At 53.4% G+C, this 19,843-nt stretch carries 17 protein-coding genes; all 17 read right to left on the bottom strand.

Features of this window, described 5'->3' with window-relative positions:
* Positions 1-192 precede the first annotated feature (192 nt).
* Entirely contained in the window at positions 193-1,542 is a 1,350-nt protein-coding gene (gene tilS / locus QZ506_RS13660; RefSeq protein WP_291971746.1) for a tRNA lysidine(34) synthetase TilS, read from the bottom strand.
* On the bottom strand, positions 1,511-1,900 hold the full coding sequence (locus QZ506_RS13655) for a VOC family protein (RefSeq protein ID WP_291971744.1): 390 nt from the start codon (positions 1,898-1,900) through the stop codon (positions 1,511-1,513). The genes tilS and QZ506_RS13655 overlap by 32 nt, the downstream gene beginning before the upstream one ends.
* 105 nt (positions 1,901-2,005) lie before the next feature.
* Positions 2,006-2,965: an acetyl-CoA carboxylase carboxyl transferase subunit alpha gene (gene accA, locus QZ506_RS13650; protein WP_291971743.1), complete on the bottom strand. Its 960-nt coding sequence runs from the start codon at positions 2,963-2,965 to the stop codon at positions 2,006-2,008.
* 12 nt (positions 2,966-2,977) lie between these two features.
* A complete protein-coding gene (gene dnaE, locus QZ506_RS13645) occupies positions 2,978-6,460 on the bottom strand; it encodes a DNA polymerase III subunit alpha (protein ID WP_291971741.1) in 3,483 nt (1,160 codons plus the stop codon).
* A gap of 82 nt (positions 6,461-6,542) precedes the next feature.
* Positions 6,543-7,139, bottom strand: a complete 597-nt coding sequence (gene rnhB / locus QZ506_RS13640; protein ID WP_291971738.1) for a ribonuclease HII — start codon at positions 7,137-7,139, stop codon at positions 6,543-6,545.
* Positions 7,132-8,292 carry a lipid-A-disaccharide synthase gene (gene lpxB / locus QZ506_RS13635; RefSeq protein WP_291971736.1) on the bottom strand — a complete coding sequence of 387 codons (1,161 nt, stop codon included), beginning with the start codon at positions 8,290-8,292 and terminating at the stop codon, positions 7,132-7,134. The genes rnhB and lpxB overlap by 8 nt, the downstream gene beginning before the upstream one ends.
* Positions 8,293-8,295: 3 nt before the next feature.
* Entirely contained in the window at positions 8,296-9,084 is a 789-nt protein-coding gene (gene lpxA, locus QZ506_RS13630) for an acyl-ACP--UDP-N-acetylglucosamine O-acyltransferase (RefSeq protein WP_291971734.1), read from the bottom strand.
* A 4-nt stretch (positions 9,085-9,088) separates the two neighbouring features.
* Entirely contained in the window at positions 9,089-9,544 is a 456-nt protein-coding gene (gene fabZ, locus QZ506_RS13625) for a 3-hydroxyacyl-ACP dehydratase FabZ (protein ID WP_291971732.1), read from the bottom strand.
* Positions 9,545-9,734: 190 nt separating this feature from the next.
* Positions 9,735-10,757: a UDP-3-O-(3-hydroxymyristoyl)glucosamine N-acyltransferase gene (gene lpxD / locus QZ506_RS13620; RefSeq protein ID WP_291971731.1), complete on the bottom strand. Its 1,023-nt coding sequence runs from the start codon at positions 10,755-10,757 to the stop codon at positions 9,735-9,737.
* A 3-nt stretch (positions 10,758-10,760) separates the two neighbouring features.
* Entirely contained in the window at positions 10,761-11,258 is a 498-nt protein-coding gene (gene skp, locus QZ506_RS13615; protein WP_291971729.1) for a molecular chaperone Skp, read from the bottom strand.
* 123 nt (positions 11,259-11,381) lie between these two features.
* Positions 11,382-13,808 (bottom strand): outer membrane protein assembly factor BamA, encoded by a 2,427-nt coding sequence (bamA, locus tag QZ506_RS13610; protein WP_291971727.1) that lies wholly within the window; start codon positions 13,806-13,808, stop codon positions 11,382-11,384.
* 35 nt (positions 13,809-13,843) lie between these two features.
* Entirely contained in the window at positions 13,844-15,196 is a 1,353-nt protein-coding gene (gene rseP, locus QZ506_RS13605; protein WP_291971725.1) for a sigma E protease regulator RseP, read from the bottom strand.
* Positions 15,197-15,209: 13 nt separating this feature from the next.
* Positions 15,210-16,067, bottom strand: a complete 858-nt coding sequence (cdsA, locus tag QZ506_RS13600) for a phosphatidate cytidylyltransferase (RefSeq protein ID WP_291971724.1) — start codon at positions 16,065-16,067, stop codon at positions 15,210-15,212.
* Between the two features lie 9 nt (positions 16,068-16,076).
* Complete coding sequence (ispU, locus tag QZ506_RS13595) at positions 16,077-16,838, bottom strand: (2E,6E)-farnesyl-diphosphate-specific ditrans,polycis-undecaprenyl-diphosphate synthase (protein WP_291971722.1); 762 nt, start codon at positions 16,836-16,838, stop codon at positions 16,077-16,079.
* A gap of 204 nt (positions 16,839-17,042) precedes the next feature.
* Entirely contained in the window at positions 17,043-18,236 is a 1,194-nt protein-coding gene (gene ispC, locus QZ506_RS13590; protein WP_291971720.1) for a 1-deoxy-D-xylulose-5-phosphate reductoisomerase, read from the bottom strand.
* Between the two features lie 69 nt (positions 18,237-18,305).
* Positions 18,306-18,863: a ribosome recycling factor gene (gene frr / locus QZ506_RS13585; RefSeq protein WP_291971752.1), complete on the bottom strand. Its 558-nt coding sequence runs from the start codon at positions 18,861-18,863 to the stop codon at positions 18,306-18,308.
* A 223-nt stretch (positions 18,864-19,086) separates the two neighbouring features.
* Positions 19,087-19,812: a UMP kinase gene (pyrH, locus tag QZ506_RS13580; RefSeq protein ID WP_291971718.1), complete on the bottom strand. Its 726-nt coding sequence runs from the start codon at positions 19,810-19,812 to the stop codon at positions 19,087-19,089.
* Positions 19,813-19,843: the final 31 nt, after the last annotated feature.

Below are 19,843 nucleotides of genomic sequence, written 5' to 3'. Positions count from 1 at the left end.
GACACGCCTGTTTTGGATTAAAATGCTGATCGCTCCGGGATGCATCACCACGCTCTGGATTTAACATACTGATTTTACGTCAAGGGAATCCGCAGCCTTTATGGCTACGCAGCATAATATCTATTTATTCAACAAAGCCCTTGAATTGGCTAGTCAGCAGCCTGAGTAGCGCTGATAGCTACTGTATCAGCGCTACGTCATCCGCCATACTATCTGCCATGCGGTATCCTTTGCTGATGATTCTCCTTCCCGCATCACAAAAACGCCAACGGCTGCGATAGGGTATTCGTTGTAATACAGAATAGGAATTTGTTCACGCATCCAGGGAGGAATCGCATATTCCTGCCACAGTTTTTTCGCAGATCGTCCGCCACTGCGCCCAACAATATGCAGTTTCCCTTTCAGGCCAAAACCCACGCTCACTTGCTCATCAGGACGCGGGCGTCGGATACGCATACCTTGTTCGTCCAAGGACAGATAACCTAACCGGTGCGGAAGCATTAGTTTGCCCTGCTCAGGTTGCCAGGGTAACACCAGATCGAAGACGTTTACACACTCGGCAACACAGTATAAATGCTGACGAAAGCGTCGAATCTGTACGGTTCCCAATTTTAACAACGGTTCTGCATCCTGGCGGCTCAGAGCCATATCCTGCCACAGATGCAGCAATTGTTCGCGTGAAGGCATCGCCACCTCGTGCACTCTCAGCCAACGCCGCAACAGCGCAAAACGGTGCGGTTCGCTCAGTGGGAGCAAAGCATCAATCGCCAACGCCCCCTTCTCGTCACAGGCCGACTGAAGCAATGGCGCCAGCAATTCATCCAACAGTTGTTCCTGCTCGGCACACAGTCGCGCGCTGCGCGCCACTGCTTCTGAAAATGACGGCCAGCGCTGTTTTAGTTGCGGTAATACCTGCAAACGGAGAAAGTTGCGATCGTAACGCGCGTCGCAATTGCTCTCGTCTTCCACCCACGTGAGCCGATAATGACAGGCATAATCTTCAAGTTGAGCTCGCGCTACGCCCAGCAATGGACGTAGCAATCGATTAGCACCCAACTGTCCCGTAGCACCCATCGCTGAAAGCCCGGCTGGCCCGCTGCCACGCTTGAGCGCTAACAGGAACGTTTCGCTCTGATCGTCGAGATGCTGTGCGGTAAGCAGCACTTCTTCAGGTAACAGATGTTGGCGTAATGCTTGGTAACGCGCTTCGCGTGCTGCCGCTTCAACACCACGTTCACGCGCATCCACCGTGACAGGCAGCACCGAACAGGGAATATCCCATTGCTGGCAGGTATGCATGCAGTGCTGCGCCCAATGCTCAGCGTGAGTACTTAACCCATGGTGCACATAGGCGGCACGCACAACAATATCCGAGCGCTGCTGCATCAATTGATACAGCATATGCAGTAGCACGCTGGAATCCAGGCCGCCACTATAAGCCACCAGCACACGCTGACAGCCAGAGAGTTGCACCGCTACGTTTTCCAGTAGCGTAGCCACGTTGATTCTCTCACTGCTCATAAAGCTCCAACGGTAATCCATCTGGATCGCGTAAGAAAGTGAAGCGACGCTGGGTAAATTCATCCACCAGCACCGGTTCACAGGCAACACCTGCACGTTGCAGTGCGTCGCACGCCTCATCAATGTCAGCTACCGCAAAAGCGAGATGGCGCAGGCCACAGGATTCAGGCTGAGTAGGTCGTGGCGGTGGCGAGGGAAACGAGAACAGTTCGATAACGTACCACCCCTTTAACGCCAGATCGCCTTTCCATGAGTCTCGCTCTGCCCGATAGATTTCCGCCAACAGCTCAAACCCAAGGACATCGCAATAAAATGCCTTACTGCGCCGGTAGTCAGAGGCAATAATAGCAATATGGTGAATCTCCGTTAACGCGAGCATGCGTACTCCTTGTTGTGGCAAGGTGATAATGGAAATAGCCGCATAATAGAAAAAAGTCCGCCTCCTTGCTGAAAGCGGACTTTATTCAGCGCGATAGGTCTGGGATCAGCAGTAACCGTAGTTCATCAACCGGTGGTAACGGCGATCAAGCAGCGCGTCTTTATCCAATTCATCCAGCTCACGAAAGTCTGACAGCAGTTGTGCTTTCAGCGACGCCGCCATGGTTTCCACATCACGGTGCGCAGAACCGAGCGGTTCAGGAATGACGGCATCAATCAGATTCAGCTCTTTGAGACGCGGGGCGATTATCCCCATCGCTTCCGCCGCCAGCTGCGCTTTATCGGCGCTTTTCCACAGGATAGAGGCACAGCCTTCTGGTGAAATCACAGAATAGGTGCTGTATTGCAGCATGTTGACCTTGTCACCCACACCAATCGCCAATGCACCACCGGAACCCCCCTCTCCAATCACCGTACAGATAATCGGTACGCTCAGACCGGACATCTCACGCAGGTTGCGCGCAATGGCTTCCGACTGGCCGCGCTCTTCGGCACCAACGCCCGGGTACGCGCCCGGCGTGTCGATAAAGGTGATGATCGGCAGGTTAAAACGCTCCGCCATTTCCATCAGGCGCAGCGCTTTACGGTAGCCTTCAGGTGCAGGCATACCGAAATTGCGGCGAATTTTCTCTTTGGTTTCGCGCCCTTTCTGGTGACCAATGATCATCACCGGACGCCCATCCAAACGCGCGATGCCGCCCACAATCGCTTTGTCATCAGCATAGGCTCGATCGCCCGCCAATTCATCAAAGTCAGTGAAAATATGGCTGACATAGTCCAGCGTGTAGGGACGCTGCGGGTGGCGAGCCAATTGTGCAATCTGCCAAGCACCCAGATCGGCAAAAATCTTGCGCGTCAGTTCAACGCTTTTTTCCCGCAGTCGCTGGATCTCTTCGTCCAGATTAATATCCAATTTTTCATCTTGACGGCTGACTGAGGTCAGCGAGTCAATTTTCGCTTCCAACTCTGCAATCGGCTGCTCAAAATCAAGAAAATTCAGACTCATAGTATTCCTATTTTAGTCAAATTCCAGTTCCACCTGGGTGTTCCCCAGCAGTGTGCGCAGGTCATTAAGCAGCACATCGGTTGGCGTCACACGCCATGCCGCGCCAAAACGCAACCGGGCGCAGGCATCCTCTCGCTGGTAGTAAAGGTGTAACGGGATCGTCCCTGATCGATGAGGTTCCAACAATTGACGGAGACGGTTTAATAGCTGGTCATCAATTTGCCTGTCAGTCAACGAGATGGCAAGCCCGCGCGCATATTTTTCACGCGCTTCACTGATATCCATGACCTCTCGGGCCATCATTTTAAGGCCCCCGCTAAAGTCATCAAAGCTGACCTGTCCACTGATGATCAGAATTCGGTCTTTTTCAAGAAGATGCTGATACTTTTCCAACGCTTCAGTAAACAGCATCACTTCCAAACGGCCGGAACGATCATCCAGTGTACACACGCCAATGCGATTACCTCGCTTAGTGACCATTACGCGGGCAGCCAGCACCAGACCGACCGCCGTTGTTACTTTGCCCCGATCCGTCGGGTGCATGTCCTTCAAACGCAAACCGGCAGCATAGCGTTCAATTTCCTTGAGATACTGCGTGATCGGATGGCCCGTCAGATAAAGCCCTAACGTTTCCCGCTCACCGTCCAACACCACCGGCTCCGGCCAGGGAGCTACCGTGCTGTAGGACTGCTCTACCTGCTCCGGCGCTTCCGCCAGAACACCAAACATATCTGCCTGACCGATAGCTTCGGCCTTGGCATGCTGATCGGCGGCCTTCAACGCATCGTTGAGCGAATTCATCAACGCCGCGCGATGCGGTCCCAGCCGATCAAACGCACCGGACATGATCAGCTTTTCCAGCACGCGACGATTCAGTTTCTTGATATCAGTACGAGCACAGAGATCGAACAACTCGCGGAAATACCCGCCCTGATTTCGCGCGTCGATGATAGCTTCTATCGGCCCTTCGCCGACGCCCTTGATCGCGCCGATACCATAAACAATTTCCCCATCATTATTGACGTGAAAATGGTACAACCCGCTGTTGATATCCGGCGGCAGGATTTTTAGCCCCATACGCCGGCACTCATCCACCAGCCCCACCACTTTATCAGTGTTATCCATGTCCGCCGTCATCACAGCGGCCATGAATTCGGCAGGATAATGCGCCTTGAGCCACAGCGTTTGATACGACACCAGTGCGTAGGCGGCTGAGTGCGATTTGTTAAACCCATACCCGGCAAATTTTTCTACCAGGTCAAAGATCTTCATCGACAATTCGCCGTCGACGCCCATCTTCTTCGCGCCGTCCTCAAACACGGAGCGCTGCTTGGCCATTTCTTCGGGTTTTTTCTTACCCATGGCGCGGCGCAGCATGTCTGCACCGCCCAGCGTATAGCCGGAAAGCACCTGGGCTATCTGCATCACCTGTTCCTGATACAGGATGATACCATAGGTCGGCTCCAGCACTGACTTCAGCGATTCATGCTGCCACTGTATATCAGGATAGGATATTTCCTCACGTCCGTGTTTACGGTCGATAAAGTTATCCACCATCCCTGACTGCAAAGGCCCTGGACGGAACAACGCCACCAGAGCGATCATGTCTTCAAAGCAGTCCGGCTTCAGACGTTTGATCAGGTCTTTCATACCGCGCGATTCAAGCTGGAACACCGCCGTTGTTTCCGAACGTTGCAGCATGTCGAAACTTTTTTTATCGTCGAGCGGGATGGACGCGATATCAATCTGCTCCAGCCCCTGCCTAGCACGGCGGGCATTAATCATCTCCAGCGCACAGTCGATAATAGTCAGCGTGCGCAGCCCCAGGAAGTCAAACTTCACCAACCCGGCATATTCCACGTCGTTCTTGTCAAACTGGGTAACCGGATGATTCCCTTCCGAATCGCAATAGAGCGGCGCGAAATCGGTGATTTTGGTCGGCGATATTACCACCCCACCGGCGTGTTTACCCGCGTTGCGCGTCACCCCTTCCAGTTTGCGCGCCATATCGATAAGCGCTTTGACTTCTTCGTCGGCGTCGTAAATTTCCTGTAGCTGCGGTTCAGCAGCAAAGGCTTTTTCCAGCGTCATGCCCGGATCCGGCGGCACCAGCTTGGAGATGCGGTCGACAAAACCGTAAGGGTGTCCGAGCACGCGACCTACGTCGCGAATAACCGCTTTGGCTGCCATGGTACCAAAGGTAATGATCTGCGATACCGCATCGCGCCCGTACATCTCAGCAACGTGATCGATAACCCGGTCACGCTTTTCCATACAGAAGTCGACGTCGAAGTCAGGCATCGACACACGTTCCGGGTTGAGGAAACGTTCGAACAGCAGGTCAAATTCAAGCGGATCGAGATCGGTGATTTTCAGTGAGTAGGCCACCAGCGAGCCTGCACCCGAACCGCGCCCCGGACCTACCGGGACATCGTTGTCTTTTGACCACTGGATAAACTCCATCACGATCAGGAAGTAGCCAGGGAACCCCATCTGGTTGATAACATTTAGTTCGATTTCCAAACGCTCGTCGTATTCCGGGCGACGCTGCTTACGCACCTCTTCGTCAGGGAACAGGAACGCGAGACGCTCTTCCAGCCCTTCACGGGCCTGTTTAACCAGAAAATCTTCGGTGGACATATCACCGGTCGGAAATTGGGGCAGGAAATACTCCCCCAGACGGATGGTGACATTACAACGTTTGGCTATCTCGACGCTATTCACCAGTGCTTCCGGGATGTCGGCAAACAGCTCACACATCTCGTCTTCGCTGCGCATATATTGCTGCGCGCTGTAGTTACGCGGGCGCTTTGCGTCATCAAGCGTATAGCCATCGTGGATAGCAACGCGAATCTCATGGGCATCGAACTCATCGGCTTTGATGAATCGAACATCGTTGGTCGCTACCACCGGTAGATGGTGCTTCATGGCTAATTCAATCGCCGCGTGAAGATAGCTCTCTTCATCCGGGCGACCGGTGCGAATCAGTTCCAGATAATAACGGCCTAGAAAGTGCTCTTGATAAAAGGCTAGGCTTTGCTCGACCAACGCCTGATTGCCACGCAGGATAAATTTGCCGACGTCACCCTGCCGAGCACCTGAAATCAGCAGTAAGCCTTTACCGTACTCGATCAACCAGTCGCGTTCGATGGTGGGGCCTTCGGCACCGTAGCCGCGCTGATAAGCATGGGAAATCAGCAGCGTGAGGTTTTGATAGCCCTCGTTGTCCATGGCGAGCAGGGTGAGCTGTGCAAGTTCATCGCCCAGCACATCGCTGCTTACCAGAACATCCGCGCCGACAATGGGTTTAACGCCCGCACCGTGTGCGCCGCCGTAAAATTTCACTAACCCGCACAGGTTGGTGAAATCCGTGATCGCCAGTGCTGGCATGCCCAGCGCGGCCGCTTTTTTTACCAGCGGCCCGACTTTTGCCAACCCATCGATCATGGAATAGTCACTGTGCACATGCAGATGGACAAAACGTGGTTCTGCCATATCCAGATCCTAGACGTTGTCGAAAACAGCCCCGCGTGACGAGCAGGGCACCGATATTACCTGATTGCGCACGGTTGACGGGCTATGCCAACCCTAATACGCGTTTTACGGGGGCGAAAATGCGCCGGTGGTACTCAGTAGCACCTAAAAGAGCGAGTTTTTCAAGGTGATAAGCAGTCGGGTAACCCTTGTGCTGCGCAAAGCCATATTCAGGGAAACGGGCATCCAACTCGACCATTTCCCGGTCTCGCGTCACTTTAGCGAGAATCGATGCGGCACTGATCTCAGCAACCCGGCTGTCGCCCTTCACCACCGCCAATGCAGGCATGGGCAACAGCGGGCAGCGATTGCCGTCTATCAGCACATAATCGGGTGCCAGGTGCAGCCCTGCAACGGCACGCTGCATTGCCAGCATCGTGGCATGCAGGATATTCAATTGGTCAATCTCTTCGGGCTCGGCGCGCCCCAAACTCCATGACAGCGCTTTGTCTTTGATCTCATCATAAAGCGCCAGGCGGCGTTTTTCACTGAGCTGTTTTGAATCAGCCAATCCAACGATTGGACGCTGCGGATCGAGAATCACTGCGGCGGTGACCACCGCACCCACCAACGGGCCGCGCCCCACTTCATCTACACCAGCTATGCGCGTCGCATCTGGATAGACAAAAACATCATACATTCACTTCACCTCGGGCCAATTCCATTACAGCCTGTGCCGCCTGCGTATCCGCATCACAACGAATCTGTTGGTGCAGCGCCAAAAAGGTCTCGTGCAACTGTTTCACGTCTTCCCCGCCTTCCAGCCAAGGAAGCAACGCCGCCGCCAGCTTGTCTGGCGTGCACTTTTCTTGCAGCAACTCTTTTACCAATTCGCACCCTGCCAGCAAATTCGGTAACGACACCCAGGGGGTTTTTACCAACCGCTTTGCCAGCCAGAACGTAAAGGGCTTCATGCGATAGCCCACGACCATCGGGCATTTTGCCAACATGCACTCCAACGCTGCGGTGCCGGACGCCAGCAGCGCCGCATCGCTGGCGATCATCGCTTCACGCGCCTCACCATCCAACATATGCACATCCATCTCGGGGGCCGTTTCTTGCTTAATGCGTTCAAATTGCTCACGCCGCGTGGCATTAACCAACGGCACCAACACTGCTAAATCAGGATAGCGTTGGCGTAATAGCTGTGCGCTGCGTAAAAAATCGGCGCTCAGCATCTCCACCTCAGCCCCGCGACTACCCGGCAGCAGCGATAGGCAATGGCGCTCAGGCGAGATGCCTAAATGTGCGCGCGCCGCCAGTTTGTCCGGCTGTAACGGCATGGCATCGGCCATGGTGTGGCCGATAAAGCGGCAAGGCACGTTGAATTTGTCGTAAAACGCTTTTTCAAAGGGAAGAAACGCCAACACCAGATCGGTGGCACGCCCAATTTTGAAAACGCGTTTCTGGCGCCAGGCCCACACGGAGGGGCTGACGTAATGAATGGTGCGGATACCGCGCGCTTTGAGGCTACCTTCGAGCGTGATATTGAAATCGGGCGCATCAATGCCAACAAAAACGTCGGGCGCAAGCTCGGTGAAACGCTGCGTAAGATCACTGCGGATCGACAGCAGGCGCTGCAAACGCCCTAACACCTCGACGATCCCCATCACTGCGAGTTCTTCCATCTCATACCAGGTTTCACACCCGGCTTCCTGCATGCGAGGCCCTGCTACGCCGACAAAGCGAGCGTCAGGCATCTGGCTTTTCAACGCTCGGATCAGGCCTGCACCAAGAATGTCGCCGGAGGTTTCTCCGGCGACGATACCTATCACAAGGGGACGCGTTGACATGAATTACCGGATAATGCCGCGGGTAGAACGGGCAAATAAATCGATAAATGCTTGAACCGCAGGATGATCTTTCGCCAGCGCTTCGATTTCCGGTTTCACCTCTTCCAACGTTCTCCCACTGCGATACAGCAGCTTGTAGGCGTTACGAATCGCCTGCTGGGTCTCTTTTTCGAACCCGCGGCGTTTCAGCCCCTCAATGTTGAGGCCAAACGGCGTCGCATGGTTACCTTGAGCAATGACGTACGGCGGCACATCTTGCGCCACGCCGGAACAGCCTCCTACCATAACGTGCGCACCGATGACACAGAACTGGTGCACCGCTGTCATGCCGCCGATGATAGCAAAATCATCTACTTCTACGTGTCCACCCAGCGTGGCATTGTTCGCCAGAATGCAGCGGTTACCAATGACGCAGTCATGGGCGATATGCGTGTTGATCATCAGCAGATTATCGCTGCCGACTTTAGTCAATCCACCACCTTGTTCCGTACCACGATGAATCGTGACACTTTCACGAATACGGTTACGATCGCCGATCTCTACGCGAGTCGGTTCACCCGCGTATTTCAGATCCTGATTTACCTCACCAATGGAGGAAAATTGGTAGATCTCATTATCACGGCCGATTTTAGTGATCCCATTTACCACAACATGGGATTTTAATACCGTGCCTTCGCCGATCTCAACGTGAGAACCGACATAGCAGAACGGGCCAATGTGTACACGTGCGCCAATAATGGCACCGTCTTCAACAATAGCGCTGGGATGAATAAAGTCGGTTTGATCAATCAAGTTATCATGCCTCACGACGACGAGCACACATCATGGACGCTTCACAAGCCACTTCGCCATCCACTTTGGCGACGCCTTTGAAACGTGCAACACCACGGCGCTCTTTAATGAATTCAACTTCAAGAATCATCTGATCCCCTGGCTGCACCGGACGTTTGAAACGCGCCTCGTCCACAGCCGCGAAGTAGTAAAGTTCACCCGGTTCTAGCTTACCCACGCTTTTAAATGCCAGAATGCCTGTAGCCTGGGCCATGGCTTCCAGAATCAGCACGCCGGGGAAAATGGGCTCACCGGGGAAGTGTCCCTGAAAGAAGGGTTCGTTGAAAGAGACGTTTTTCACCGCACGCAGGAATTTCCCTTCTTCGAAATCCAATACACGGTCCACCAGCAAAAAGGGGAAGCGGTGCGGTAGTAGTTCTAAAATCTCTTCAATATGCAGAGTATGAGTGTTAGTAGTCAAAATACTCTTCCTGTCCGTAAAACTGATGCCATCAACAACACGGCCTGCGAGATCCCAAAAGGAGGATCATCTGGCAGGCCGCAAATAAGGATTTTTACGCCAGCCTAAGCAGGCAATCCACAACAACCAACGCGTATAAACCCATCTCCATCAAGCCGCCGCCGCTGTTTTGGCGAGGCTGGCACAGAGATCAATCTTGGTTGACTTTACGCTCAACGGCTTTCAGCCGTTTGCTCATATCATCAATACTCATCACCAGCGCTGCGGTTTTACGCCACGTTTTGTTTGGCTGTAACGGAATTCCCGATGAGTATACGCCGGGTTCGGTGATAGGTCTCATGACCATCCCCATGCCGGTAACCGTAACCTTATCGCAAATTTCCATATGACCATTGATCACACTGGCACCGCCAATCATGCAGTAACGGCCAATTTTCAGGCTGCCAGCCATGATAACGCCACCAGCGACTGCTGTATTGTCGCCAATCACGACGTTGTGTGCAATCTGGCATTGGTTATCAATGATAACGCCGTCACCAATAATGGTGTCGTCCAGCGCACCGCGGTCAATGGTGGTGTTAGCACCAATCTCAACGCAATCGCCGATGCGTACCGTTCCTAACTGCGGGATCTTGACCCAATTGCCGCGCTCGTTGGCATAGCCAAAACCATCGGAACCAATCACAGCACCAGATTGAATCAGGCATTGTGCCCCCAATTCAACCCGATGATAGACCGTAACATTGGCCCACAGACGAGAGCCCGCGCCAATCCTGGCGTGTTTCCCGACAAAACAACCGGCACAAATCACCACACCATCGCCTAACTCTGCGCCTGACTCGATAACCGCATTCGCACCGATGGCGACATTGCGCCCCAGCACAGCATCATCTGCAATCACCGCACTGGGTGCGATATCCTGCGCAGGTTGCGGCGTGGTATCCATCAATTGCGCCATATGCGCATAAGTCAGATACGGGTTTTTCACCACCAACGCCGCTGCCTTGCAGTAAGGCAGGTCAACTTCTGTCACTACCACGGCGGATGCCTGTGTCGTGGTCAGTTGCTCACGATAGCGGCTGTCTGAAAGAAAGGTGATTTGTCCAGAGCGTGCCGAATGCATAGAAGCAACACCGGTGATGACGATATCGCCATCACCGTGTAATTGCGCATCCAACTGTGCTGCCAAGGCGTCCAGTCGAATTGAAACCATGAGTTATTTAACCTGTTTCAGCACATCAGCCGTGATGTCTTTCGCGTTACCGACATAGGCAACCGCCTTGGCATCAATCACGATATCGTAGCCATCTTTGCTGGCAACGCTTTTGATGGCATCCTGAATACGGCTCAGGATCTTGTTACGTTCTTCCATCTGGCGACGGCGATTGTCTTGTTCAAACGCCTGTGCCTTGTTGGAGAACTTCTCACGCTGCGCCATCAGATCGTTTTCAGATTTGCTGCGGTCGCTGGCTTTCATGGTAGAACCATCACGCTGCAATTTTTGCATTTTGGTTTGCAGATCGCTTTCCATTTTCTGCAATTCAGATGCACGACCTTTAAACTCGTTTTCCAACTGCTTGGCAACGGTTTCACGCTGCGGCAACTGCTGGAAAATGCTGGCAACGTTGACAACGGCAATTTTGTCGGCCGCTTGAACGCTGGCAGACGCTGCCAGAGCTAAACCGAGACCTGCGGCACACAACCACTTTTTCACTTTATTACTCCTCAACCTGATCTTTTTTATCACACATTAACGTGCACAAAGCTCTGGGTCAGCGCGCGCGGCGCGTTACCAGAGCCCTATACTTCATATAGAAACGACGAGCTTGTCGTTACATTACCATGTTTTACCAATGCTAAACTTGAACTGTTCCGACTTGTCTCCGTCAATTTTCTTGACCGGCTGGGCATAGGAGAACACAAATGGCCCAAGCGGTGACATCCACTGCACGGCAAGGCCGGTGGACACACGAATATTGCCCGGTTCGCTGTAGTCTGGCACACCAGCATCCAAGGTGTTCTTCGTATTTTTCCAGTTGGTATCCCATACCGTACCGGCATCTACAAACAACGAGGTGCGCAGCGAACTGGCATATTTATCGCTGGAAAATGGCGTCGGCAGAATCAATTCCGCACTGGCCACCGCCATGGCGTTACCGCCCACAGCATCATCCGAATTTTCCACACGGCAAGCCGAGTAACTGTTTGGTAACGGCTTTTCACACCGATAGTAAGCCGCTTTAGGACCAACGGTATTCGACTGGAAGCCACGTACCGCAATGGAACCACCAGCATAGAAGTTGTCGTAGAACGGCACATCTTTGCTGCCAATACCGTCCGCGTAGCCCGCGCGCGCACGGCCCATCAACACCCAGTGGTGGTTTTCACTCAACGGATAGTAAGTCGCTGAATCAAAGGTCAGCTTGTAGTATTCGTTGTAGGATCCCGGCACAGTGACCTTGGCGTTGAATCTGGCACTGCTCCCTTCCGTCGGGAAGAAGCCACGGTCCAGACTATTGTAGACCCATCCGGCGTTGAGGAAGAAATCGTTGGCGTTAAAATCGGCGCTGGAGTGATTGCCCGATTCTACAACCGGCGGATTAACACCTACCGAATTAAGATAACGCCACATCGCCACCTGCGGTGACATATCTGACACATCGTTATGTACATAGTCCAGACCCAGACGCAATGAGTTGTTCTCGTTGATCGGGAAACCTAACGTTGTGCCTATGCCATAGCTGCGGTTGGTATAGTCAGAAAGTTCAGCATCGTAGGCTTTAAAGTCGTTATAGAAAATACGACCGCCGAGGCTGACACCGTCTACCGTAAAGTAGGGTTTGGTCATCGACAGCTCGACATAGGTCTGGTAGCTGTTTTTATTCCCAGTGATGCCCACTGAATTACCAGTGCCCAGCCAGTTGTCTTGCTGAACCCCAGCCTGGAAGCTGACACCACTACCTGTACCGAAGCCGACGCCGAAGTTCAACGTACCGGTGTTACGCTCTTTCACTTTGTAGGTGACGTCTACCTGATCGGCGGTGCCCGGCACGCGCTGAGTTTCTACGTCAACTCTTCCAAAGTAGCCAAAGCGGTTGAGGCGCTCTTTACCCTGCTCCACCAGATCGTTACCCAACCACGCCCCTTCCATCTGGCGCATTTCGCGACGCAGCACGGAATCTTTGGAGGTATCATTGCCCTCGAAGAGTATACGGCGCACCGAGAAGCGGTTACCGGCATCAACGTTGATGTTGAGCTTGACGGTTTTGTCCCCGTCGCTGATTTCAGGTTGTGTCACCACGCGCGGATAAGCATAGCCGTAACGGCCCAGCAGCTTTTTGATATCCTTTTCAATGCTTGTCACTTTGGCGCCGTTATACAACTCGCCGGAATTCACTTTCGTCAGCCCTTCAATCTCAGCAGAGTGACCCGCCAGATTACCGCGCACCGTCACCCCAGACAGCTTGTACTGATCGCCTTCCGTGATGTTGATGGTGATATAGATGCCCTTTTTGTCGGGCGTCAGGCTCACCTGAGTGGAGTCAATCGTGAAGCGCGCGTAGCCGCGATCGAGATAGAAGCTGCGCAGCGTTTCCAGGTCGCCGGAGAGTTCATGTTTCTTATAGTTACGAACGCCCATGACGTTCCACCACGGCACGTCATCGCGCAGTTGGAATTGGGCAATCAATTCATCAGAGGTGAAGGCTTTGTTGCCAACGATGTTGATCTGCTGGATTTGCGCGGAAACCCCTTCGTTAAACACCAGATTGAGGTCAACGCGGTTGCGCGGCAACGGCGTCACTACCGCTTTCACGGAGGCACTGTATTTACCGACGCCGTAGTAGTAATTCTCCAGATCCTTCTCGATAGAAGAGAGGGTCGTGCGGTCTAACGCTTCGCCGACACGAACACTGCACTCTTCCATTTTTTCTTTCAGCATCTCACCATCGGCCACTTTATTGCCGGAGAAGGTGATGCTGGAGATGGTGGGCCGTTCTTTGACCTGCACAATCAAGGTTTCACCGTCACGCAGTACCCGGACATCCTCGAAGTTTCCGGTCGCGAACAGAGCACGGATGGTATTCCCGATATCGTCATCACTGACGGTATCACCCACACGGACAGGCATGCTGAGCAGTGCCGCACCGACAGCAACACGCTGCAAGCCCTCGAAATGAATATCCTTCACTACGAATCCGTCTGCACCGTATACGGTGGCGCTGCTGAACAGCAGCGACGCTATGAGCAACTTTTTCATCGCCATCGTTGTTATGCGTTTTTCCTAACCTACTCCCCCGCCTAAAGGCGAGAGAAATCATTAAAAAGTGCGAGCCCCATTAACAGCATCAACACCACCGTGCCGATACGGCAACAAAAGTCCTGCACACGCTCAGAAACCGGCCTGCCTTTCAGTTTTTCAACCAGCAGAAAGAGCAGGCGTCCACCATCCAAAACCGGTAGCGGGAACAAATTGATAATGCCCAGATTTACACTGATCAATGCCAAAAACATCAGGTAGTAAATCAGCCCATAGTCGGCCGACATCCCGGCCCCCTGAGCGATAGAGATTGGTCCGCTCAGGTTGTTGAGCTTAACACCGCCTGTTATCAGTTTTCCCAGCATACTGACGGTTAACCGCATCAGCTGCCAGGTTTTATCCGCAGCTTGATAAATCGCACTGAACGGCCCGTATTGCCGCACCGTCCGGTACTCCTCGGGCAGCGGGATGACTTTTGGCACCACCCCTGCAAACCCTTCTACCCTGCCACCGGTCGCTTTGCTGTCCGGCGTCAAGATTAGAGAGCTGCTCTCACCGTTTCGTTCAATGTCCAGCGCAATATCTGCATCCGGCTTGTCACGCACCGTACTGGCAAACAGCGACCAGCGCGTCAGCGGTTGCCCATCGACTTTAACGATCCTGTCTCCGACTTGCAAACCGGCTTTTTGCGCTGCCGACCCATCCTGTACCTGCGTCAGCACCGCATCGATTTGCGGCATACGCGGCACCATGCCCAATGAGGACGCAGGATCCTGCCTTTCAGGATTGAACTGCCAGTCACGCAAATCCAGCGTTTTACGCACCACGGACGAAGAACCGAGCGGAGCGACATCAAGCGTTACATCGCCATCGCCTATCTTGCCAATCAGCGTTAAACGCGCCGTGTCCCAGTCAGGCGTTTCGATACCATCTACCGCTTTTAGTTCCATCCCTGGCGACATTTGCGCCATAGCAGCAATCGAGTTGGGCACTATTTCGCCAACCACGGGCCGTACACCCGGCACACCAATAATAAACACCAGCCAGTAGGCGGCAATCGCAAACAGGAAATTGGCAATCGGACCCGCACTCACGATGGCAGCACGTTGCCACACGGTTTTACGGTTAAAAGAGAGATGATGCTGTTCCGGCGAGACGGTATCCACACGCTCATCGAGCATTTTGACATAGCCACCCAGTGGGATTAAGGCAATGACAAACTCAGTCCCCCGCCGATCGCGCCAACGCCATAGCGCCTTGCCAAATCCGACAGAAAAACGCTCAACCTTAACCCCACAGCGACGAGCAACCCAGAAGTGGCCAAATTCATGCACCGTAATCAATACGCCCAGTGCAACAACAAATGCAGCCAAACTCCAAAAGACATTCATCATCTGTCAGGTCATCCTAAACCGTTTTAAACACTAAAAACATCAGGCAAGCAAATACCGGGATCGCCGCCGTCAGGCTATCGATGCGGTCAAGCACGCCGCCATGACCGGGAATCAGGTGGCTGCTGTCTTTAATACCGGCTTCCCGTTTAAACATGCTTTCGGTCAAATCACCCAGTACGGATGCCAGCGCCGCGATCACCGAACAGATGAGCAGCGTAAACGGCGCAACGCCCAGCGGCGCATAAACACTAAACAGCAGGGAGATAACCGCGGACGTGGCTAACCCACCGACAAACCCTTCCCAAGTTTTACCCGGAGATACTTTGGGGGCCAGTTTATGCTTGCCAAACAGTTTACCAAACATGTACGCGCCGCTGTCTGCACCCCAGACCAGCAACATCACGTAGAGCAACCACCAGGCACCGAAGAAGGGATCGCTATCATAATGGTGCTGGCGCAACGCCACCGTACCCCAGAAGAAGGGCACGATGGTCAACACGCCAAACAGCAGTCGCAACGCTTTTGAACCGCGCCAAAATCCGGCAGAACTGGGGTACGACAGCACCAACAGCAGTGCGCCACACCACCACACCAGTGATACCCGTAGCGAAACGCGAATAGGCAGCAGATGAACCGAATAGCGATAGTTGGGCAATGATAGTGTCATCAACGCCAGCAATGCGCCACACATAAAGGCAAGAGACAAACGCTGGGCAGAAGAGCATAATCCGGCGAATTGCCCCCACTCCCAGGCGGCCAGCATGCAGACGCCGAGAGTTACTAGTGCAAATCCCTTCGGTGGCAGCAGAAACAATGCTGCAATGACCAACGGGATTAAAATCAAGGCAGTTATCAATCGATACTTCAGCACACCTTCCCCCTATGATGCGTCAGCATCGGAAGGTGCAGTTCCACCGAAACGCCGTTCGCGTTGCGCAAATGCATTCATCGCACCTTCAAAATCGTGTTCATCGAAATCAGGCCAAAGGACATCGGTAAAGTAAAGCTCAGCATAAGCAATCTGCCACAGCAAAAAATTACTGATGCGGTGTTCTCCCCCCGTCCTGATGACCAAATCGACCGGCGTTTGATCGCTCAAACACAGGGCGTGGGATAAGGTATCTTCGTCTATCGTGTCCGTGCGGAGTGTGCCTTCCTGCACCTGCTCAGCCAATTGTCTGACGCCCTGAATAATATCCCAACGTCCGCCATAATTCGCGGCAATATTCAGTATTAACCCTGGATTATTTTTTGTCAGTGCTTCAGAGCTGCGAATGCGCTCTTGTAGACGCGGGCTGAAACGGCTGATATCACCGATAATACGCAACTGAACGCCGTGTTTATGCAGGCTTTTGACCTCACTGTCCAACGCCCGAACAAACAGTTCCATTAGCGCTTTCACTTCCTGCGCCGGACGGTTCCAGTTTTCGCTACTGAAGGCATATAAGGTCAAGGCATCGAGCCGATGGCTTACCGAAAAGCTCACCGCCCGCCGCACCGCCTTCACACCAGCCTGATGGCCAAAAACGCGCAGCTTGCCACGGTTTTTCGCCCAACGGCCATTACCATCCATGATGATTGCGACATGCCTTGGCCCGTCTTCGGGTGGCGTAATGGGTGTTTGTTGATTATCAGACGGCATAACGCGAACTTAATTTCCTCAAGTAAGAAAACAATCCATCCCTAACATCAGACCCGTTAGCACAAAAAAGCCGTGAACGAGCACGGCTGTACGTCCTTCGCCAGCGTTTTCGCACTGACCTCGACGCGAATTGCGCAGACTATATCACCTTGATCCCGCATGAACAAATTGTGCCGCGACGATCGCGTCCGCAAGCGCACGTTCTCAGTGGAAACCGCGTAACGCCTCCCGGCCTTTCTCGCGAGCCCAAAGGTCAATAGCCAGGACATCGTCAACGGACTCTGGCTCAGTGCAAGAAAGCTGCTCCACCACGCGCTGATTCAACGACGCAATATCGGTAAAGCGAATCTCACCGTGCAAAAAGGCGTCGACGGCAACTTCGTTAGCCCCATTCAGCGCAGTCGTTGCCGCCTGGCCCTGATTGCACGCAGCAATCGCTAACTGCAAGCAGGGATAACGCGTCATGTCCGGTTCGCTGAACGTGAGTGGGCCAAGACGCATAAAATCCAGCGGTGCCACGTTCGATACCACGCGCTGCGGATAGGCCATTGCGTGCGCGATCGGCGTACGCATATCCGGTGTGCCAAGTTGTGCCAAAACGCTGCCATCACGATAGCGCACCATGGAGTGAATAACGGACTGCGGATGGATAATCACTTCCATCTGCGCCGCTGACGCATTAAACAACCAACGCGCCTCAATGTACTCCAGCCCCTTGTTCATCATGGTGGCGGAGTCCACAGAAATCTTGCGGCCCATGAACCAGTTGGGGTGAGCACATGCCTGATCGGGCGTCATCGCCGCCAGTGCGGCCAGCGGCGTTTCTCGAAATGGGCCACCCGAACCGGTCAGAATAATACGTTCCACCCCATATTCCGTTAATGAAGCGTAACCCAATTGGCGTTGAATGTGCTCAGGTAAACTCTGAAAAATGGCGTTGTGTTCACTGTCTATCGGTAGCAGTTGCGCACCGTATTGTGCAACTGCGTTCATAAACAATCGGCCACAGGTGACCAAAGATTCTTTATTCGCCAATAGCACTTGTTTGCCCGCTTTGATGGCTGCGAGCGTTGGCAATAATCCTGCTGCCCCCACGATTGCCGCCATCACTTGATCGACGCCATCGAGCGCAGCCAACTCACACGCTGCGTGCTCACACGCCAGCACTTCGGTACGGCAGCCTGCGTCCATCAGTCGTTCACGTAACAATGTCGCAGCCTGGGGATCTGACATGGAGGCATAGGCAGGTCGGAATTGCAGGCATTGCGCCAGCATCACATCAACGTTCCGCCCAGCGGCCAGGGCGGTAACGGCGAATTTACCCGGATTGGCTTTCACTACAGCCAGCGTACTAACGCCAATCGAACCTGTTGAACCGAGGATCGTCAGTTGCTTCATGAAATTGCTCTAAAAAAATAAAGCGCCACCAGTGGGTGTACTGGCTGGCGCTTTTATTTTGGAAGCCGATTAAAACTCCATCAGCTCATTTTCTTTTTCTGCCAGCGCGACATCAACTTTCTTGATATAGGCGTCAGTCAGTTTTTGCACCTCATCCTGTGCGCGGCGTTCTTCATCTTCACTGATCGCTTTATCTTTCAACAACGCTTTCAGCTTGTCGTTCGCATCACGGCGCACGTTACGCACGGAAACACGCCCTTGTTCCGCTTCACCGCGCACTACTTTGGTCAAATCTTTGCGGCGCTCTTCCGTCAACGGAGGCAATGGGACACGGATCACCGCGCCCGCAGAGGACGGGTTTAACCCCAGATCGGAGGCCATGATCGCTTTTTCAACGGCCGGGCCCCAGGTGCGGTCAAACACCGTGATCGCCAGCGTGCGCGTGTCTTCAACCACAATGTTTGCCACCTGGCGCAGCGGCGTGGCAGAACCATAATATTCTACCTGGATGCCATCCAGCAGGCTCGTTGAAGCGCTGCCAGTACGAACTCTGCTAATTTGGTGCTTAAACGCTTCTACACACTTTTCCATGCGTGTATCAGCATCTTTTCTGATGTCATTAATCACGTTGCGGACCCTTGAATACTGGTTGCCGGACAGGTTATTTCCCTGTGCTTTATCATGAAACCAACGCGCATGATACAAGCAGACAGGGATGCATACAGCAAACCCGGTAAATCATTGATGCTTGAGCCGGGATGCCGACGCAGCGCGTTATCTATTGGTATTACGAAAATAAAGCAGTACCACCAAGATCAGGATAGTACCTTATTTTTCAGTACACCCGTTATTACTTCGTGATCAAGGTGCCTTCTTTTTCACCCATGACTACGCGGCGCAATGCTCCGGGTTTGTTCATGTTGAAAACGCGGATCGGTAAATTATGATCGCGAGCCAGCGTAAAGGCCGCCAAATCCATCACTCTCAGTTCCCGTTCGAGAACATCCTGATAGGTTAGCGTTTCATGAAGCGTCGCAGTGGGATCTTTAACCGGATCCGCAGAAAAAACGCCATCCACTTTGGTGGCTTTCAGCACCACGTCAGCTTCAATCTCGATACCGCGCAGACAAGCGGCAGAATCGGTAGTGAAGAAGGGATTGCCGGTACCAGCGGAGAAAATCACCACGCGATTGTTACGCAGCAGGCTGATAGCCTCAGCCCAGCTGTAATTGTCGCACACACCGTTGAGCGGAATGGCTGACATCAAGCGCGCGTTGACATAAGCACGGTGCAGCGCATCGCGCATTGCCAGGCCGTTCATTACGGTGGCCAACATCCCCATGTGATCGCCCACCACGCGATTCATACCAGCCTGTGCCAGGCCGGCACCGCGGAACAGGTTGCCACCACCGATAACGACGCCGACCTGAATGCCCAGCTCAACCAGTTCTTTGATTTCCTGAGCCATGCGATCCAGAATGCTCGCATCAATACCAAAACCTTCGGCCCCTTGTAATGCTTCGCCACTGAGCTTAAGCAGGATACGTTGATATACGGGTTTTGCGTTGGTTGCCATGGTGTTGTTGTCCTAACGGGCTATCATCATA

Source organism: Candidatus Symbiopectobacterium sp. (assembly GCF_020054415.1).
Classification (GTDB): domain Bacteria; phylum Pseudomonadota; class Gammaproteobacteria; order Enterobacterales; family Enterobacteriaceae; genus Symbiopectobacterium.
The sequence above is the reverse complement of the archived record's forward strand: the minus strand, read 5'-3'. Positions and strand labels throughout refer to the sequence as shown.

What these genes read in the sequence shown, in the direction of transcription:
- tilS (WP_291971746.1), bottom strand. Translation starts at nt 1,542, where the DNA reads ATGGATTACCGTTGGAGCTTTATGAGCAGTGAGAGAATCAACGTGGCT.
- QZ506_RS13655 (WP_291971744.1), bottom strand. Translation starts at nt 1,900, where the DNA reads ATGCTCGCGTTAACGGAGATTCACCATATTGCTATTATTGCCTCTGAC.
- accA (WP_291971743.1), bottom strand. Translation starts at nt 2,965, where the DNA reads ATGAGTCTGAATTTTCTTGATTTTGAGCAGCCGATTGCAGAGTTGGAA.
- dnaE (WP_291971741.1), bottom strand. Translation starts at nt 6,460, where the DNA reads ATGGCAGAACCACGTTTTGTCCATCTGCATGTGCACAGTGACTATTCC.
- rnhB (WP_291971738.1), bottom strand. Translation starts at nt 7,139, where the DNA reads ATGTATGATGTTTTTGTCTATCCAGATGCGACGCGCATAGCTGGTGTA.
- lpxB (WP_291971736.1), bottom strand. Translation starts at nt 8,292, where the DNA reads ATGTCAACGCGTCCCCTTGTGATAGGTATCGTCGCCGGAGAAACCTCC.
- lpxD (WP_291971731.1), bottom strand. Translation starts at nt 10,757, where the DNA reads ATGGTTTCAATTCGACTGGACGCCTTGGCAGCACAGTTGGATGCGCAA.
- bamA (WP_291971727.1), bottom strand. Translation starts at nt 13,808, where the DNA reads ATGGCGATGAAAAAGTTGCTCATAGCGTCGCTGCTGTTCAGCAGCGCC.
- rseP (WP_291971725.1), bottom strand. Translation starts at nt 15,196, where the DNA reads ATGATGAATGTCTTTTGGAGTTTGGCTGCATTTGTTGTTGCACTGGGC.
- ispU (WP_291971722.1), bottom strand. Translation starts at nt 16,838, where the DNA reads ATGCCGTCTGATAATCAACAAACACCCATTACGCCACCCGAAGACGGG.
- ispC (WP_291971720.1), bottom strand. Translation starts at nt 18,236, where the DNA reads ATGAAGCAACTGACGATCCTCGGTTCAACAGGTTCGATTGGCGTTAGT.
- pyrH (WP_291971718.1), bottom strand. Translation starts at nt 19,812, where the DNA reads ATGGCAACCAACGCAAAACCCGTATATCAACGTATCCTGCTTAAGCTC.